This is a genomic window from Microcoleus sp. BR0-C5 (assembly GCF_036705045.1).
GTDB lineage: Bacteria > Cyanobacteriota > Cyanobacteriia > Cyanobacteriales > Microcoleaceae > Microcoleus.
This window is the reverse complement of record NZ_JAUBTR010000053.1, coordinates 26,286-42,605: the sequence shown is the minus strand read 5'-3', so window position 1 is coordinate 42,605 and position 16,320 is coordinate 26,286. Positions and strand designations below refer to the sequence as shown.

The 16,320-nt window shown below is 46.6% G+C and carries 18 protein-coding genes; 8 read left to right on the top strand and 10 right to left on the bottom strand.

Annotated features, from left to right (window positions below; all coding sequences use genetic code 11):
- Positions 1–402 precede the first annotated feature (402 nt).
- Together QUB08_RS22170 and patD are read right to left on the bottom strand one after the other, a co-directional pair.
- Positions 403–987, bottom strand: coding sequence for a zf-TFIIB domain-containing protein (locus QUB08_RS22170; protein WP_333038070.1), 585 nt, complete (start codon positions 985–987; stop codon positions 403–405).
- A 45-nt stretch (positions 988–1,032) separates the two neighbouring features.
- Positions 1,033–1,431 carry a heterocyst frequency control protein PatD gene (patD, locus tag QUB08_RS22165; protein WP_333227157.1) on the bottom strand — a complete coding sequence of 133 codons (399 nt, stop codon included), beginning with the start codon at positions 1,429–1,431 and terminating at the stop codon, positions 1,033–1,035.
- A 462-nt stretch (positions 1,432–1,893) separates the two neighbouring features.
- Here patD and QUB08_RS22160 point away from each other — a divergent pair, with 462 nt between their 5' ends.
- From QUB08_RS22160 to QUB08_RS22150, 3 genes are read left to right on the top strand one after another with little or no spacing between them, the layout of a single operon-like run.
- On the top strand, positions 1,894–4,167 hold the full coding sequence (locus QUB08_RS22160; protein WP_333227155.1) for a bifunctional (p)ppGpp synthetase/guanosine-3',5'-bis(diphosphate) 3'-pyrophosphohydrolase: 2,274 nt from the start codon (positions 1,894–1,896) through the stop codon (positions 4,165–4,167).
- A gap of 15 nt (positions 4,168–4,182) precedes the next feature.
- Positions 4,183–4,500 (top strand): DUF6883 domain-containing protein, encoded by a 318-nt coding sequence (locus tag QUB08_RS22155; RefSeq protein ID WP_333101993.1) that lies wholly within the window; start codon positions 4,183–4,185, stop codon positions 4,498–4,500.
- Positions 4,501–4,516: 16 nt separating this feature from the next.
- Positions 4,517–4,741: a DUF4926 domain-containing protein gene (locus tag QUB08_RS22150; RefSeq protein WP_242719868.1), complete on the top strand. Its 225-nt coding sequence runs from the start codon at positions 4,517–4,519 to the stop codon at positions 4,739–4,741.
- Here QUB08_RS22150 and QUB08_RS22145 read toward each other — a convergent pair whose 3' ends face one another.
- Both QUB08_RS22145 and QUB08_RS22140 read right to left on the bottom strand, forming a co-directional pair.
- Entirely contained in the window at positions 4,742–4,996 is a 255-nt protein-coding gene (locus QUB08_RS22145) for a hypothetical protein (protein ID WP_333227153.1), read from the bottom strand.
- Between the two features lie 91 nt (positions 4,997–5,087).
- Positions 5,088–6,008 (bottom strand): glycine betaine ABC transporter substrate-binding protein, encoded by a 921-nt coding sequence (locus QUB08_RS22140; protein ID WP_333227151.1) that lies wholly within the window; start codon positions 6,006–6,008, stop codon positions 5,088–5,090.
- 162 nt (positions 6,009–6,170) lie between these two features.
- Between QUB08_RS22140 and QUB08_RS22135 the strand changes: the two genes are divergently transcribed.
- Both QUB08_RS22135 and QUB08_RS22130 read left to right on the top strand, forming a co-directional pair.
- Positions 6,171–7,538, top strand: a complete 1,368-nt coding sequence (locus QUB08_RS22135; protein WP_333227149.1) for an aldehyde dehydrogenase — start codon at positions 6,171–6,173, stop codon at positions 7,536–7,538.
- A gap of 267 nt (positions 7,539–7,805) precedes the next feature.
- On the top strand, positions 7,806–8,156 hold the full coding sequence (locus QUB08_RS22130) for a 4a-hydroxytetrahydrobiopterin dehydratase (RefSeq protein ID WP_333227147.1): 351 nt from the start codon (positions 7,806–7,808) through the stop codon (positions 8,154–8,156).
- 26 nt (positions 8,157–8,182) lie between these two features.
- On the opposite strand, the gene QUB08_RS22125 is transcribed toward QUB08_RS22130, so the two are convergent.
- Complete coding sequence (locus QUB08_RS22125) at positions 8,183–8,917, bottom strand: response regulator transcription factor (RefSeq protein ID WP_333227145.1); 735 nt, start codon at positions 8,915–8,917, stop codon at positions 8,183–8,185.
- Positions 8,918–9,512: 595 nt separating this feature from the next.
- Between QUB08_RS22125 and QUB08_RS22120 the strand changes: the two genes are divergently transcribed.
- Positions 9,513–9,767, top strand: a complete 255-nt coding sequence (locus QUB08_RS22120) for a DUF6761 family protein (RefSeq protein WP_333101986.1) — start codon at positions 9,513–9,515, stop codon at positions 9,765–9,767.
- 300 nt (positions 9,768–10,067) lie between these two features.
- Here the strand turns inward: QUB08_RS22120 and grxD are convergent, their stop codons facing one another.
- The 3 genes from grxD to QUB08_RS22105 form a co-directional block, all read right to left on the bottom strand.
- Positions 10,068–10,391 carry a Grx4 family monothiol glutaredoxin gene (grxD, locus tag QUB08_RS22115; RefSeq protein ID WP_172192602.1) on the bottom strand — a complete coding sequence of 108 codons (324 nt, stop codon included), beginning with the start codon at positions 10,389–10,391 and terminating at the stop codon, positions 10,068–10,070.
- 201 nt (positions 10,392–10,592) lie between these two features.
- Complete coding sequence (locus tag QUB08_RS22110) at positions 10,593–10,853, bottom strand: BolA family protein (RefSeq protein WP_172192604.1); 261 nt, start codon at positions 10,851–10,853, stop codon at positions 10,593–10,595.
- A gap of 42 nt (positions 10,854–10,895) precedes the next feature.
- Positions 10,896–11,519 carry a hypothetical protein gene (locus QUB08_RS22105; protein WP_333227142.1) on the bottom strand — a complete coding sequence of 208 codons (624 nt, stop codon included), beginning with the start codon at positions 11,517–11,519 and terminating at the stop codon, positions 10,896–10,898.
- 41 nt (positions 11,520–11,560) lie between these two features.
- Between QUB08_RS22105 and QUB08_RS22100 the strand changes: the two genes are divergently transcribed.
- Together QUB08_RS22100 and QUB08_RS22095 are read left to right on the top strand one after the other, a co-directional pair.
- Positions 11,561–12,244 carry a hypothetical protein gene (locus QUB08_RS22100; RefSeq protein WP_333227140.1) on the top strand — a complete coding sequence of 228 codons (684 nt, stop codon included), beginning with the start codon at positions 11,561–11,563 and terminating at the stop codon, positions 12,242–12,244.
- 281 nt (positions 12,245–12,525) lie between these two features.
- Positions 12,526–14,853, top strand: coding sequence for a S8 family serine peptidase (locus tag QUB08_RS22095; RefSeq protein WP_333227138.1), 2,328 nt, complete (start codon positions 12,526–12,528; stop codon positions 14,851–14,853).
- Positions 14,854–15,137: 284 nt separating this feature from the next.
- Here QUB08_RS22095 and QUB08_RS22090 read toward each other — a convergent pair whose 3' ends face one another.
- Positions 15,138–15,869, bottom strand: a complete 732-nt coding sequence (locus QUB08_RS22090) for a WecB/TagA/CpsF family glycosyltransferase (RefSeq protein ID WP_333227137.1) — start codon at positions 15,867–15,869, stop codon at positions 15,138–15,140.
- 206 nt (positions 15,870–16,075) lie between these two features.
- The gene (locus tag QUB08_RS22085) at positions 16,076–16,219 is read right to left on the bottom strand and encodes a hypothetical protein (RefSeq protein WP_333227135.1); all 144 of its coding nucleotides are present in this window, start codon (positions 16,217–16,219) and stop codon (positions 16,076–16,078) included.
- Between the last annotated feature and the right edge of the window lie 101 nt (positions 16,220–16,320).

Below are 16,320 nucleotides of genomic sequence, written 5' to 3'. Positions count from 1 at the left end.
CTGTTGTCTGTTGTCTGTTGTCTGTTGTCTGTTGTCTGTTGTCTGTTGTCTGTTGTCTGTTGTCTGTTGTCTGTTGTTATTTATTATTTATCAATCTACTGGCGGTTAGTTGTTAGTTATTAGTATTGTTCAGAACTTATTAGTTATTGGCAAGAGACAGAGATGCTGTTTGTAAATACCAATAGAAATTTCTACAAACAAATATTTTATCACTACATCATTAATTGACCAACTGCTTACTGACAACAGTCAACAGTCAACCGTTAACAGTCAACCGTTAGAAATTGCTACAAACAAAGATTTTATCACTACATCATTAACCGACCAACCGCTTACTAACAACAGTCAACAGTCAACCGTTAACAGTCAACCGTCAACAGTCAACTGTCAACTAATAACTGACTAAATTTCCTTTCGCTTCAACTCAGCTCTCCGCAGTATGTAAGTAGCGGCACAATCTGCGTGAGGATGGTCTGCTAAAACTTCCGCGAGTTCCAACACATATCCGGCGATATCCGGCCCCAGCTTCTCAGTCAGCACTTGACGTTCCCGGGAGGCAAGTTCTTGCACGCGGGCCTTAGCTTGCCAATTCGGAGAAAACATCTTGTCAATCTCGGTGTGGAATCCCAGACTTTCGAGAATGTCCCACTCGCCGTTATCGCACCAAATACCCCCGCACAACATACAGCGCTCTATGTAAAAGGGCACTCTGCTGAAAGGAACTTTCGCCCGCGACAGATAGTGACCGTCTTCGGGACACAGCGCTGCTTTGCTGTCGTAGACAGACGGGGTGAATTCTATGCCGAGAGTCCCTGTCGCATCAGGCTTCTCGGATTTGTTGTACCACTGGCTTTGCTCTTTCTGCCAAGCTTCGTATTCTCTGCCTGGAATCCAGATACCGTAACAGTTGGGACACCACTGCACCGACATACGGCCGGCTAAGGTACCGCCTTCTAAATTGGGATGTTTACATTTTGGACATTCCACCGCTTTATTTCTCCTTGCCTTCTTAATTCCCTGTTAATTCAATTATTAATTCTGTATCTGGGCGGGCCCTGAAGAACCAGAATTTTTTTGCAGCAGCGCGCCACAGTAGCCAATTAGCGTGTTAAGCCGCGCGATCGCCGCAGTTTGCCTCGCCTTTGCTGTCGCTGGCTGGCGCGACGCTTGCAAAAACGTGACATCTGTCCCCAATAACCGCAGTTGCTTGTGAATTTCCGTCAAATAGGACTGCTCTGGGGGTGTTTCTGAGGCGTCTAAGTCATCGCTTTCGGCTCTCATAATTTGGTTTCCGAAAAATTGTTGCACTTTTGTGTATTCGATCGCCAGCGCGGCCCCATCCAGATTATCCTGTGCAGCAGTTCTTTGTAGTTGTTCTAGTGCTTGCTGTAATTCTTGGTAGCACTGGCGGCGGTCTTCGGACAATATCATGATTTTGTAAACAAATTTGTATTTATAATCAAAGTAGATACTTACTTAAGTTTGCTCATATGGAGGGAAGCCAGGGGGTTTTGGAGCAATTCCCTGTTTTGTGACAACTTTTTTTGATTTGCTGCCCTGACTCTACCCTTCTGGCTGCTGCTTTTAGTTTAGCGTTGCCGGTAAATGCCGATCCCCCGCAACCTAAACGGCTACCGCCAAAATATGCTGATTTTACCCGATTTTCCCCGAACGACAGACTGCGGCGGCGGCAGTGGTGTCACTATGTTTTCCTACCTCCGAGGGGGGGCGACTCGGGATTACATAGGTATAGTTTGAGAAAAATCGACTATTTTTTTGAATTGCAAATTGTGGCATTCAATTAGTTTAGTATAGCTAAACACATAATTTCGGCAATTCAACCGGAAACCGGCTTTTAACCATTTGTATTTCTAAGTTTTAAAGGTGTACCCCATGAACGCGAACACTCTGACTCCCTCTCCTTCGATCGATCCTGCTGTAGTTCCCGATTGGCTGCAAGAATGCCTGAATACTCGATCGCAGCCTGATGGGGGTTCTAACCCGAATTGCTCGACGGACGACAGCTTAATTTGTCGGGCCTTTGAATTTGCCCGCGACTTGCACGAAGGACAGTACCGCAAATCGGGAGAACCTTACATTTGCCATCCGGTAGCTGTGGCTGGAATACTCCGGTATATGGGCGGCAACAACGTCATGATTGCCGCGGGCTTCCTCCACGACATTGTTGAAGATACAGATATTACTCTCGAAGAAATAGAACAGCGGTTCGGCGCGGAAGTTCGACAGTTGGTTGAAGGTGTCACCAAGCTTTCTAAGTTTAATTTTTCCAGCAAAACAGAGCGCCTTGCGGAAAATTTCCGCCGAATGTTCCTAGCAATGGCTAAAGATATTCGCGTCATTGTCGTCAAACTCGCAGATCGGCTGCACAACATGAGGACTTTGGAGCATTTGTCCGAAGAAAAGCAGCGCAGTATTGCCCTAGAAACCCGAGATATTTTTGCTCCCCTAGCGAACCGTTTGGGTATCGGCCGCTTTAAGTGGGAATTGGAAGATTTAGCGTTTAAATACCTGGAACCTGAAGCTTACCGCGAAATTCAGGAATTGGTGGCCGAGAAGCGAGTCGATCGAGAAACTCAACTCGCAGAAGTCACAGATAGTTTGCGAGAAAGGCTTGACAATTTAGGCATTAAATGCTATGAAGTTAGCGGTCGTCCCAAACATTTGTACGGGATTTATGGGAAGATGCAGCGCCGCCAAAAAGGGTTTAAGCAAGTGTACGATATTGCTGCGGTGCGGATCATAGTAGAAACCAATGATGACTGTTATCGGGCTTTGGCGATCGTCCACGATTCTTTCCGCCCGATTCCCGGCCGCTTTAAAGATTATATCGGTTTACCAAAAGCCAACCGCTACCAATCTTTGCACACCGGAGTAATCGGAACCAGCGGCCGCCCCATCGAAGTGCAAATTCGCACCGTAGCAATGCACCACATTGCAGAATACGGCATTGCCGCGCACTGGAAATACAAAGAAACCGGCGGTTCTAACACAAAAGTCACCGGCGATGACGAAAAATTTACTTGGCTGCGACAACTCCTTGAATGGCAAAGCGACCTCAAAGACGATCGCGAATATTTACAAAGCATTAAGGACAACTTATTCGACGAAGATATTTACGTTTTTACTCCTAACGGAGACGTGATTGCTCTCAATAGCGGCTCAACTCCCGTAGATTTTGCTTACCGCATTCACACAGAAATTGGCAATCACTGCACCGGTGCCAGAGTAAACGGGCGAATGGTGACACTAGACAAGGTTTTAAAGAACGGCGATATTGTAGAAATCTTGACCCAAAAAAATGGTCATCCGAGCTCCGACTGGCTGAATTTTGTCAAGACAAACGGAGCCAAAAACCGAATTCGCCAGTGGTTGAAGCGATCGCACCGAGATGAAAATCTCGCTCGCGGGCGGGAATTGCTGGAAAAAGAATTAGGTAAAAACGGCTTAGAATCTTTGCTAAAATCTGAACCCATGCAGTCTGTGGCTCAGCGCTGCAACTACCACAGCGTCGAAGATTTAATCGCCGGTTTGGGCTACGGCGAAGTTACCTTAAATCTCGTAGTAAATCGACTGCGAGATTTAGTAAAAGTGCAGCAAAAAATTGAAGCTGCTCCCGCAGGAACCCACGAACTGCCCCAGCTAATACCTGCATCGACGACACCGAAACCAGTACCGAGTTCGTCTCCGAGCAAATCGCCGATCGCAGGTGTAGAGGGATTGCTGTACCATTTATCCGGCTGTTGCTGTCCGATTCCTGGGGAATCAATTATTGGAGTTGTGACTCGCACTCGCGGAATTTCGATTCATCGGCAAGGATGTTCAAATGTTGAGAACGTGCCTGGGGATCGCTTGGTTCCTGTGAGTTGGAATTCCAGCAACCGCAATGAATCTCGACCCAACACTTATCCGGTTAACATTCAAATTGAAGCCCTCGATCGAGTCGGAGTTCTCAATGATGTTTTATCGCATTTAAAAGACAACCAAGTAAACGTCCGCAGCGCTCAAGTCAAAACATATCCCGGATTGCCTGCCTTAATTGACTTGTGCATGGATATCCAGGATAAACAACAGTTCGAGCGCACTTGTATGCAAATTAAAAAGATGAGCGATATTTTGAATTTGCGGAGGCTGAGCGAAGGGACTTAACAGGAAATTCTTCCTATGGCAAAACTCAGCCTTAACTCGGTTATTCCTTCAGCAAAGCTGACCAACTATTTATTAATCCGGCTTCCTAAAGACGACAAATCTCAGTTTCTCGATCGAGGTGGTTACAGCATAGAAAACTGGCAACAGCTCGATCGAGATTTAAGAAGCCAGATACTTCCTCTGGAAGCGGAGCAAATGGAAAACACCAGATACGGTCAAAAGTACATGATTAAAGGCAGTTTAACAGGTCCAAACGGTACGATTTTACAAGTTAAAACCGTTTGGATCGTTACTCCATCCGAAACCAGATTTGTTACATTAGTTCCTGATTGACAAGAGGTTAAACCCCATGAAATTTGAACTGTTTTCACAGGTAGCATTGCGAGAAGATATTCCTAAGTATGGCCTAAAAAAAGGTGATACAGCAACTATCGTTGAACACTACCAGATGCCGGAAGGTGAAGAAGATGGTTATAGCTTAGAGGGTTTCAATATCGAAGCAATTACAGTTGAAGTTGCCGAGTCCCAGATTGAAGCAATAAAAGCTCCTGTTTTGCAGCTTGGAAAATATTGATTACCATTCGCCTTCCACCAGCCTGCGATGAGAGCGACTCATCTTGCGAAGCAAAACTTGTTCTTCTTTAGAGAGAGGTGCTTCGCAAGCAGCATTAATTTTTTCTAACAGTTGTTGATTTTCGCGGCGGCGGATAAATTCTTCAAGCGCTATTTCGATCAAAAAGCTCTGCGAAATTTGCATTTCGCCAGCTAATGTTTCGGCTTGTTCAAATAAAGATGCTGGCAATGAGATAGCAGTTTTGACAGTTGTCATAGCTTTATACCTTCATTTATTTATATGAGTCTAACTAATAGTATAGCTAACCACAATACGTTTCAGCAAACAAGCAGAACAATGAAACCCTTTATTTCGCAGGATCGACAGGCTTTGACACGCCTAACTTTTGCTGCAAAAACTCCTGGGCTACTTGTCCGGCTTCCTGCTGTTTCTTATCAACTTGATAATTCAGTTGTCGCATATCTTCCTCGGAGATTTTGCCGCCCAATTCTGCGAGCACTTGACGCAATTCCGGGTATTTTTCCAAAATTTGCGATCGCACAACCGGAACTGCTTCGTAGGGCGGGAAATAGTTCTTGTCATCTTTGAGAACTACTAAACCTAAACTTTGAATCAAACCATCCGTCGTATTACCAGCAATCACATCTACTTCTTTTTGTTGCAGCGCTTGATAAAGCAATCCTAACAGCAATTCCTTCGGCTGTTCTCGAAACTTAATCCCGTAAGTTTTAGCCAATCCGGGAAATCCATCTTCTCTCTCGTTAAATTCTGGGCCGAAACCAGCCCGGAGGTTAGGTGCAGCTTTCCCAAGTTGCGATAGAGTTTGTAAATTGAGTTTTTTGGCATCATCTCCCCGCACAATAATCGCAAAACTGTTATTAAATCCCAGCGGTTCCGTCCATTCTGCTTGAAACTGTTTGGGATATTCTTGTTTGAGGTAATCGAGGACTTTTTTGGGGTCAGAAATCGGTTTCTGTTTGAGCAGGTTGGCGTAAGCAGTCCCCGTGTATTCGACGTACAAATCGATTTTACCTGTTGTTAGGGATTGATGGCAAAGCGAACCTCCGAGATTCAGCTCTCGTTCTACTTTGATATCTGTTTTAGCTTCGATATGGCGTGCTAAAATTTCTGCGAGGATGACTTGTTCGGTAAAGTCTTTCGAGCAGATGACAACTTGCTTTTGGGGCTTAGAGGTACATCCTGCTACTGCAAGCAAGGAAAGCAGCCAGCAGGAATAGAAAAAAAAATCGTTCTTAGATATTTTCATGACTTAACTCAAATTAAAAATCTACAATTAATACCTTATAAGTTATAGCATAAAGCCCCGATCGCAGACTTATTGAAGAAGTCTGCGCTTTAACAGCATCGCACTTTACCCAAGTTCCGTTTTCCTGTTGTAACATTTATTTATAGACATGGAGGACTAAATATGGTAATCAGCGTCAGCGATATTATCCAGCAGCAGCGGCAATTTTTTGCGACTGGGAAAACGAAAGATGTGGATTTTCGGCTTGAACAACTGAAAAAACTTAAAAGTGCGATCGAACTTAATCAATCACGAATAGTCGATGCCGTCAAGGCAGACCTCGGTCGGCCGGAATTCGAGGCTTATCTTGAAATCGCATCGATTGCCGAAGTTAATTATGCCCTCAAAAACCTCAAATCATGGGTAAAGCCGAGAAAAGTGCCTGCTTCGATAGATCAATTCCCAGCATCGGCCCGCATTTACCCAGAACCTTTGGGCGTAGTGTTAATAATTGGGCCTTGGAATTACCCGTTTCAGTTAATGATATCACCTTTAGTCGGGGCGATCGCCGCCGGTAACTGTGTACTTCTCAAACCTTCGGAAATCGCCTCACACACCTCCGAAGTTATCGCCGACATGATATCCAAAACCTTCGATCCCGCCTACGTAGCCGCCGTCGAAGGAGGCGTGGAAATCAGCCAACAATTATTAGCCGAAAAATTCGACCACATCTTCTTTACCGGAGGCACTAAAATCGGTCGAATTGTCATGGAAGCTGCCGCTAAACACCTGACACCTGTAACCTTGGAATTAGGCGGCAAAAGTCCTTGCATTGTAGACTCAGACATTCAGGTTGAATACACCGCAAAACGCATTGCGTGGGGCAAATTTATCAATGCTGGACAAACTTGCATCGCTCCCGATTACCTATTAGTTGATAAAAAAGTTAAACCTGCTTTGATGACAGCAATTAAAACAGCAATTTACGAATTTTACGGCGACAATCCGCAAACAAGTCCCGACTATTCGCGGATTATCAACCAGCGGCAATTAGACCGTTTGAGTGCGTTTATCAAAGATGGAGAAATTGTCGTCGGTGGGGAAGTTAAGCCGGAAGATAGATATATTGCACCGACGGTTTTAGATCGTGTTTCCTGGGATTCGCCGGTGATGCAGGATGAGATTTTTGGGCCGATTTTGCCAGTTTTGGAGTATGATGATTTCGGAGAGGCGATCGCCCAAATCAACGCCCGTCCCAAACCCTTAGCTTTGTATTTGTTCTCGAAAAATAAAGAGAAACAAGAGCGAGTTTTGCGGGAAACTTCTTCCGGCGGAGTTTGCATAAACGACACGGTTATGCAAGTCGGAGTAAAAGATTTACCTTTTGGCGGAGTTGGCGACAGCGGCATCGGTAGCTATCACGGCCAAGCAAGTTTTGATACTTTTTCTCATTACAAAAGCGTGCTGCAAAAGTCATTTTGGCTTGACTTGAAATGGCGGTATGCTCCCTATAAAGGCAAGTTGGATTTGATTAAGAAAATTATCGGTTGATTGATCGCACTTGGAGGGGCGGGTTCGTCAACGTTTACAATATCAGCGAGAGAGTCAAATCAACCCGCCCGTTCCTGATATTATCGGTTAAGCGATTCTAGGGTGAACGATTATTTGCAGAAATTTTAAATGATTGCTCATCTGTTTTTGTAACGATTTCCCTCACAATCTCTACGTCACTCCTAAATGACAGTTGCCCCATCCAAAATAATTCAAATTAGAAATGTCTATAATATCTTTTAGCATCTTCTCGCTAAACAGCAATTTATGGAACCTTTATCAAAAGAACACTGTGCCGCCTGCCGCCCCAACTCTCCCCGCGTCACAGCTTACGAAATTGTCCAGCTAAAACCTCAAATTCCCGACTGGAATTTCATCGAAAAAAATGGCATTCCCCAAATAGAACGCACTTACGAATTCCAGGATTTCAAAAGTGCGATCGCCTTTACAAACAGCGTCGGCGAAGCAGCAGAAACTGAAGGACATCACCCCGCACTGTTAACCGAGTGGGGGAAAGTTACCGTTACTTGGTGGACTCACGCGATTTCTGGACTGCACCGCAATGATTTTATTATGGCTGCGAAAACAGATGCGATCGCCAATCAATTCCCAAAATAAAATCCGACTTATAGCTCGATCGTAGTCTAAGAAAGCACCGCTTTGGGCACTGGGGAATGCGGTTGATTAGCATTATTCAACAATTCCAGATTCAGCCGGTAGCCGACATTCCGTACAGTTTGAATCAGGCTCGGCTGTCGCGGGTCGATTTCGATTTTTTTACGCAGAGAGAGTACGTGAGTGTCGATCGTCCGGGGGTTATCAATCGCATCAGGCCAAGCCCGACGCAGCAAATCCGAGCGCGACAGCGGCACTCCTCCAGCTTGAGCTAGCACGTACAGCAGGCTAAATTCCTGGGGAGTCAGCTCAATATGTTCCTCGTACAACCTGACTCGGCGCTGCACCAAATCAATTTTCAGCAGCCCGCACTCCAGCGTCGCCGGCGGTAGCATCGTGCGGTTGCGGCGCATCAGAGCTTCCACCCTGGCCATAAACTCTTGCATCCCAAAGGGTTTAGTCAGGTAATCGTCTGCCCCCGCCTTCAAACCTTCAACAATATCCGATTCCGAATTCCGCGCCGACAGCATCAAAATCAGTGACTGCTGCTGCTGTTGCAGCCAGTTGCAAAATTCCAAACCGTCCCCATCCGGCAATTGGGCATCCAGAATGACTAGGGTTGGCTGGCGGCTGAAAAATATTTCCCTAGCGTGACTGATATCCGCTGACTGGTGCACCCAGTGACCGACTTGCTGTAGATGCCAGCCCAAGAGCGATCGCAGGTGCGGATTCCCTTCAACAATTGAAATACTTGCAGATTCCACAGAGGCGAGCTTCCCATATCACTAATTGCTACAAGGTTAACAGAGCTTTTGTCAAGCTTTTGTAACCATCGCTACTCAAGCATGAGCTGCGTTTAAAGCAGCGGACATACCTAGGGTAGGAATTTTAAAGATTGGGTTAATTTGGCAGGGTCAGCCTGCAGAAAGGTTAAATCATTCTGGCGATGAGCTTACAATGAAAATAGGACAGTGTAAAGCCGATCGATCCCATGCCCCAACCGCCTGCCAAAAGCGATCCCCCCGACCCAGCCCCCACTCCCAGGAGGTTGACAAATCGCGCAAGTGAAACTAGAATTCCTCCAACCGTTCGCTCGGTAGCCGGAACACTCAGCCACTTTGACCGTCAAATTCAGCCACATCCCGACTCCATTAAACGCACAGCGAATTATCTAGGTGCGCGCAAAAAGTCGAGCAACTGCATTGCCACGAGTGAAATTTTTTATGGAGGGTAGCCTGTTGAGCAGGGTAAAAACTTTTATTTAGAAATAGTCTCAAGCTGAGCCACTCAGCATCAATCGAGGCCGTTCCTAAATCCCGCCGTCATTATACAAACCACAAAGGATTTCAAACTCACACCATGCTACAAGACACCCAAACAATCCGGCACTACCAAAAACTCACCGACGCCCTCGTCGAAATGTGGAATAGAGGTTATCGCTTTGATGACCTACGGCTTTACTTAGACGGCTATTTAGCAGCCCTGCGGCATTCCAACAGTTTGGAGCCCTATCTGATTCACAGACTAGAGGAAGAAGCAGCCCGTTACATTCACGACCCCTCCAATTTTGCAATGCCACAGACACAGACACAGGCTGAATCAGACTACTATTAAATAGCAAATTCGGTTTGATAAACCCTTGATGAATTGGGAATTGGGAATTGGGAATTGGGAATTGGGAATTGGGAATTGGGAATTTTAACGGGTTCCCTGGCTATGCCTCGGAACCGATGTCCACAGGCTCGACCTCGCTTTGGGAGCCTAAAAATTCGATGCCTAGCCGACTGCATTGCGTTCCTAGGCTTTGCCTGGTAACGAATAATTAAGTAAATCAACCTAATTCAACGTAAAACGCGATTGCTGTTATTTCCCCGACTTCTTTAAGAAGTCGGGGAAATGTTTTTTCTGTCTAACTTAAGAAGCCAAAGCCACTTCTACAACTTCTTGCAATTCGCCCTTTTGATACATCTCGATCATAATATCCGAGCCACCAATAAACTCGCCGTTGATATAAACTTGGGGAATTGTTGGCCATTGAGAATACTCTTTAACGCCTTGACGAATTTCCTGGTCAGCCAAAACATCAACAGTTTCGTAAGGCACTCCCAAAGTATTGAGAATTTGCACCACAGTATTAGAAAAACCGCACTGGGGCATTAACTTATTGCCCTTCATAAACACCATGATTTTGTTTTGCTTAACCAACTCGTCAATTCTTTCATGTGCTGCTGTAGTCATGGTAGCTCCTAATATTGTTTGAAAATTTTTAAACGTAGACTGACGCAGAAACCGGGTTTTTTACGAAAATATTTCGTTACAGCCATAGATTCCGGTAAAACAACCGGGTTTTTATGGTTTTTGTGCGTAAGTGCAGCAGTTGTATTTCAAGCAACTCTTGACACCAGCACAAACTTGTGATACCCAATTGCTACTCAACAATTAAGCAACTTGACTTTTCGCTTCCCATTCTGCAGGAGTTAAGGTTTCCAAGCCCAAAGCGTGGATGGCTTCACTAGCCATTGCCTGTTTGAGAGCGCCGTAAACCAGTTGGTGCTGCTGTACTCGGCTTTTTCCTTCAAAGGCTGCAGAGACGACTCTCGCCTGGTAGTGGTCACCGCCACCGGTCAAATCGTCAACTTGTATTTTAGCGTCGGGCAACCCTGCCTTAATCATTTCTGCTACTTGAGACGGTGTAACCATTGGTTTCTCTGATAAAGGGCTGTAATTTAGATTTTAGTGGAACTATTTTGTCGATGAGCTCGGTTGAGCGCTGGCGGGCCGGGGAAAGGGCGCATCCACAAAACCCAATTCCAGTAACTGCTGGTAAGCTTTCTTGCCCAAGTCGCGAGTTGGCTGCTGCGATCGAATAATCTGAATCAGCAGGGGCACAGCCAGTTCGGGCTTATTTTGCGCCCGGTGTACCAACGCCAGCCGATAGGTAGCTTCGTCGCGCATTTGGGCGGTTTCTACAGCTTTGGTGCGGTGGCTTTCGGCCAATCGGATGTCAATTCCGGCAAAACTGCTACCGAGTTGTTGGTAGAAGTTCGAGAGTTGATTGAAAATTTGGCGGGATTCTTGGAGTTTTTGAGTAGCGAGTGCGTAATTCTGAGAGGAAATAGCACTGCTGGCTTCTGTCATCAAACGCTGGCCTCCTGGGACGCTCAGCAGACTGCTGTCTTGCGTCAGAGGGCGAAGATTGTTGGGGTCTGTGGGGTCGTCGGCGGGCTCGATTTGCGGTTGGTTCTCTGGCCCAGAAGGTTGTTGTGCTTGGACTGGGAGCGGTTGCAATAGGGTAAAAGCTGCGATCGCCCCGATCGTAATCCGGGCAGTGGAGCGAAGCCAACAAACAGTTCCAGAGTATACCATGAAATTACTTTGCGCCTGTGCGCTTTAAAAAAATATTTAGCTTGAGCCGATCTTACCATTGGCGATCGCAACCGGCTAAGTGTAAACCAAATTTGTTGAAATGTCAAAGGGTGCGATGGATTTTGGATTTTAGAGTTTGGATTTTAGATTTTGGATTGAAAAAGGAAATCGCCGGGGATTGGACTGATCCCGCCAATCTAGTCTTGGACGCAGAAACCGGGTTTTTTTACCTAAATACTGCCTTTGAGGCTTTAAAAATGGTGGAAAACCAGGTTTCTTTGGTTTTGATGGGTAAGTCCCGATCTAATTCAACAATCGAACGAACCATGAATATCGCAATTGAAAAAACAGCTTACGGTCAACTGCTGGCTAAATCTCAGCCTAAGCCAATCCTTAACGAAGAAGATAATGATCTTGCCCTCGCAGAAGTCGATTTTCTGATGTCTAAGGAAGAATTAACAGTAGAAGAAGAAACTTTACTGAGTCTCTGGGGGCTGTTGATCGAAGAATACGAATCAAAATATTACCCAGATCCAGAAGTGACTCCCCAGGATGTTCTATTGCATCTCATGGAAGTTCGCGAACTCAAACAAGCCGATTTAGTGGGCGTGATTGGTTCCAAAGGAGTAGTCTCGGAGGTGGTTAATGAAAAACGGGCGATTAGCAAGGCGCAAGCTAAGGCGCTGGGAGAATTCTTTAATGTTAATCCTAGCGTGTTTATTTGACTGAGATGTTCCACCATTCTCAAGAACAGGCAAGATGCCTGTTCCACAAGAAAATTTATCTTTTGTGGAACAGGCATCTTGCCTGTTCCACAAAAGGCTTATTGACAAGGGTGCAAGATGTGAGTTAGAGGGATTTGCTGAATCATTGTTAATAAGCCTTTTACGGGCTAGAAGCCCAACCCCTACTCCCCACAAGAAAATTTATCTTTTGTGGAACAGGCATCCTGCCTGTTCTTGAGAATATAGTAAGACTGAATTAAAATTAAACAGGAACATTTCTGATGGTACAACCAAGCAAACCGACCTCCGACACTCTCCAAAATTATCAAGGAATTGGAGTCCCAGATGAAAGTCTGCCACTGATTTTGCAGCGTGGCGGCGACGAATTGCTGCTGTCAAAAGCGGACGATCGCTTTACAGTCCGCCCCTCATCAACAGCATCAGCCTCAAACGATTGGGCTGCAACAACAGGGGCAAAACTCAACCGTCGCGTCGGCCAAAGCAATCTCGAAGAATATCTCGTTGCGCCCGATCGCCTAGAAGCAGCAATGCAAACAGCCCGCGCCAGCGAGGCTGTAGCTTTTGCCAGCCACGTCTATTGCCCCGCGAACAATCCGAGTACATTCTTTTATATAACCGACCAAATTACCATTCAATTTGGCGAACAAGTAGATGAACAATCGCGAAAGGCGATCGCCAATGCAGCAGCTTTAAAAATAGTCCGGCCAGTAGAAGGAATTCCCAACACTTTCGTCTGCGAAGTCACAAAACAAGCAACAGAAAACCCGGTCAAAATTGCCAACCGCCTGACAAGATATCCAGAAGTTCTGGTAGCGGAACCCAACATTGTAGTAGAGACGCAGCAGCATTACACGCCCCGCGATCCGCTTTATCCCAAACAGTGGTATCTCAACAACAAAGGCGGCAACGAACTTGTCGGCGGTGCTCAAATTTATGCAGAACCAGCTTGGAACATGACTCGCGGAGTTCGATCAATCATAATTGCGATCGCCGACGATTCAGTTGACTTGACACACCCAGATTTTCAAGGCCAAGGCAAAATCGTCTCACCCATCGATTTCAAAGACGGCGACACCTCCCCGATGCCAGTCGCCGACTCAGACAACCACGGCACAAGTTGTGCCGGCGTCGCCGTTGCTGAAGAAAACGGCAAAGGCATTGTCGGCGTCGCCCCCGGATGCGCCCTGATGCCCATCCGTACCAGTGGTTTTCTCGATGACGATTCTGTTGAAAAAATGTTTAATTGGGCGATCGCAAAAGGTGCCGCCGTCATTTCTTGCAGTTGGGGGCCTGCTGCAGTTTACTATCCCCTTTCCCTGCGGCAGAGTGCCGTTATCACCAAAGCAGCAACCCAAGGGCGGGGCGGCAGAGGCTGCGTTATTCTGTTCGCGGCGGGGAATGCCAACCGCCCAGTTAACGGCACAATTAACGAAAAAGGCTGGCCCAACAACATCCTGGGCGGTCAAACTAGATGGCTGGCAGGATTTGCCGTTCACCCAGACGTAATTGCCGTCAGCGCTTCCACTTCCCTCAACAAAAAAGCAGCCTACAGCAATTGGGGCAGCAGCATCTCGGTTTGCGCCCCCAGCAACAACGCACCGCCGGGAACTTGGTTGCCAGAAACCGGATTTATCGCCACGCCGCCGGAGGTGACGCAGTATTTGCCCGGTTTGGGGGTGTTTACTGCCGATCGAGTCGGGGTTGCCGGCTACGACTGGGGGGACTATACGGATACTTTTGGCGGTACTTCCAGCGCCACCCCAGTAGTCGCTGGGGTTGCAGGGTTGATACTTTCGGCTAACCCCCGTTTGACGGCGCGAGAAGTGCGGGGAATTCTCGAACAAACTGCTGAGAAAATTGTCGATCCCGATCCCGATCCCCAGTTGGGCAATCAGATGGGAAATTACGATCCTAACAACGGCCGCAGCGATTGGTTTGGTTACGGGAAAGTGAATGCTTTTAAAGCTGTGCAAGCTGCGGTGAGAAAGGGCGGCGGCAATCCGAATATCGGGGGTCTGGTGTTCAGCGATATTTCTGGACATTGGGCACAGAAGTTTATTGAAGCTTTGGCTGCGGCGAATATAATTAGCGGTTTTCCTGACGGTTCTTTTCGGCCTGATGACAGTTTAAATCGTGCTCAATATGCGGCGCTGTTGGTGAGTGCGTTTAGCCCGATTCCGAGGGTGCCGGCTACAAATTTTATTGATGTTTCTGCTACTTTTTGGGCGAGAAGTGCGATCGAACGGGCAAATCGGGGGGGGTTTTTGGCGGGGTTTCCGGGGTTGAAGTTCGGCCCGAATCAGAATTTAACTAAGGCTGACGCGATCGTGTCTTTGGTTAACGGTTTGGAACTTAAGGGCGGCAATCCTGATTCTTTGAAAGTTTACACCGATCGCTCTCAAATTCCTAATTATGCTTTGAGTGCGATCGCCACAGCAACTGTTTTGAAGATTGTGGTTAATTATCCTTCCCGCGATTGGCTTTCGCCGCAGCGGGATATTACCCGCGCTGAGATTTCGGCTTTGATTTACCAGACTTTGGTGGCGATTAATCGGGCAAAGGCGATCGATTCTCCTTACATTGTCTAATGGCAATAGGTTTGTATTGATTAGAATCGGCGGTTGAAACCGCTACTACATACACAAAGTCCGCGTAGGCGGACTGAAAAAATAACACGATTTATGTCGCTTGTAGTCGAGTCTAGATCCCCTCGAATCCCCCTTAATAAGGAAAATTTTGACGACATTCTTGTCCCCCCCTTGTTAAGGGGGGATCGAGAGGATTGTGACTCAATTCTTGTCCCCCCCTTGTTAAGGGGGGTTAGGGGGGATCGAGAGGATTGTGAATCAGACAGAAGATTAATGCTATTAACTTACCCTCGCAAATCCCCCAAAGCTTTCAATGCAAATTGTGGCAAAGCTAACATCCTGCGCCACCGCCAAGGTTCTTGATAAAGTCGGTACAGCCATTCTAAATGATTGTCGCAAAACCAAGCCGGCGCGCGGGTTTTTGTTCCCGCCCAAATATCGAAACTGCCGCCAACTCCCACCCAAATCGAATCAGGACAAAGGTGTCGGTGTTCGGCAATCCAAAATTCTTGGCGCGGCACTCCCAAGCCTACAAAAATCAGTTTTGGCTGCATTTGTTTGAGGCTTTCACGGAAGTCTTTCTCTTCATCTGCTGAAAGATAACCGTGTTGAGAAGCAATCGACAATCCGTTAACTTTTTGCTGCCAAGTTTTTGCCGCCGCAGCCGCCACTCCTGGGGAACCTCCAAAGAAAAATAGTGGTTCCGAATCAGGCAATTGTCCGGCTTGTTGCAGCAGCGATTCTGCTAATTCAATCCCCGGATAGCGCTGTGCCGGTTTGCCACGCAACCGCAAGTACAACACTACTCCCGAACCGTCGGGAATCACCAGTTCAGCAGAGCGAATTACATCCGCTAAGGCCTGATTTTGCTCGGCTTGCATGGCCATTTCAGCATTCAAAGTCACCACATGACTTCCTAACCCTTGATGCAGACGCTCCATCAGCCAACCTGCATAATCATCTAATATGTGAACTGGTAGTCCCAGCACTGAAAATTGCGGGCGCGATCGATCCATATTTTTTTCTTTTAGATTCCTACACACCTAGTTATTTAAATTAGCTTAGATTGGCGATCGACGCTAGAGCAGTTTTGGTCGCAAAAAACCTGGTTTGTGGCACCAAGAGTCTGTTAAGTCATCGTTCTGTGACCCAGAAACCGGGTTTTTGTAAGCGACGGGTCGCGCAAGTTCATTAGAGTTAGGCGGCCAAGTGCGATCGCTCATTAGTGTTCGATTTTTTTGACCGACCCGTCAGCGTACCATTCCATCGGTACTAGCTCAATTTTACCATTAATTTTCACTGTAGAGTAGACAACTTTCACGAAAGGAACGCTGTTGTTATTGTTGTTGTTGTTGCGGCTAGACATGGCAATTACCTTTTTGTGTTTGGATAACTGGAGAAATGATCTAATCTCTGATATATTTAAAAGTCTATTCCCCGCAAATCTACTCGCATCAGGAAAAAGAA

What these genes read in the sequence shown, in the direction of transcription:
- grxD (WP_172192602.1), bottom strand. Translation starts at nt 10,391, where the DNA reads ATGACTACAGCAGCACATGAAAGAATTGACGAGTTGGTTAAGCAAAAC.
- QUB08_RS22160 (WP_333227155.1), top strand. Translation starts at nt 1,894, where the DNA reads ATGAACGCGAACACTCTGACTCCCTCTCCTTCGATCGATCCTGCTGTA.
- QUB08_RS22105 (WP_333227142.1), bottom strand. Translation starts at nt 11,519, where the DNA reads ATGGTATACTCTGGAACTGTTTGTTGGCTTCGCTCCACTGCCCGGATT.
- QUB08_RS22110 (WP_172192604.1), bottom strand. Translation starts at nt 10,853, where the DNA reads ATGGTTACACCGTCTCAAGTAGCAGAAATGATTAAGGCAGGGTTGCCC.
- patD (WP_333227157.1), bottom strand. Translation starts at nt 1,431, where the DNA reads ATGATATTGTCCGAAGACCGCCGCCAGTGCTACCAAGAATTACAGCAA.
- QUB08_RS22095 (WP_333227138.1), top strand. Translation starts at nt 12,526, where the DNA reads ATGGTACAACCAAGCAAACCGACCTCCGACACTCTCCAAAATTATCAA.
- QUB08_RS22090 (WP_333227137.1), bottom strand. Translation starts at nt 15,869, where the DNA reads ATGGATCGATCGCGCCCGCAATTTTCAGTGCTGGGACTACCAGTTCAC.
- QUB08_RS22155 (WP_333101993.1), top strand. Translation starts at nt 4,183, where the DNA reads ATGGCAAAACTCAGCCTTAACTCGGTTATTCCTTCAGCAAAGCTGACC.
- QUB08_RS22135 (WP_333227149.1), top strand. Translation starts at nt 6,171, where the DNA reads ATGGTAATCAGCGTCAGCGATATTATCCAGCAGCAGCGGCAATTTTTT.
- QUB08_RS22145 (WP_333227153.1), bottom strand. Translation starts at nt 4,996, where the DNA reads ATGACAACTGTCAAAACTGCTATCTCATTGCCAGCATCTTTATTTGAA.
- QUB08_RS22150 (WP_242719868.1), top strand. Translation starts at nt 4,517, where the DNA reads ATGAAATTTGAACTGTTTTCACAGGTAGCATTGCGAGAAGATATTCCT.
- QUB08_RS22120 (WP_333101986.1), top strand. Translation starts at nt 9,513, where the DNA reads ATGCTACAAGACACCCAAACAATCCGGCACTACCAAAAACTCACCGAC.
- QUB08_RS22085 (WP_333227135.1), bottom strand. Translation starts at nt 16,219, where the DNA reads ATGTCTAGCCGCAACAACAACAACAATAACAACAGCGTTCCTTTCGTG.
- QUB08_RS22140 (WP_333227151.1), bottom strand. Translation starts at nt 6,008, where the DNA reads ATGAAAATATCTAAGAACGATTTTTTTTTCTATTCCTGCTGGCTGCTT.
- QUB08_RS22130 (WP_333227147.1), top strand. Translation starts at nt 7,806, where the DNA reads ATGGAACCTTTATCAAAAGAACACTGTGCCGCCTGCCGCCCCAACTCT.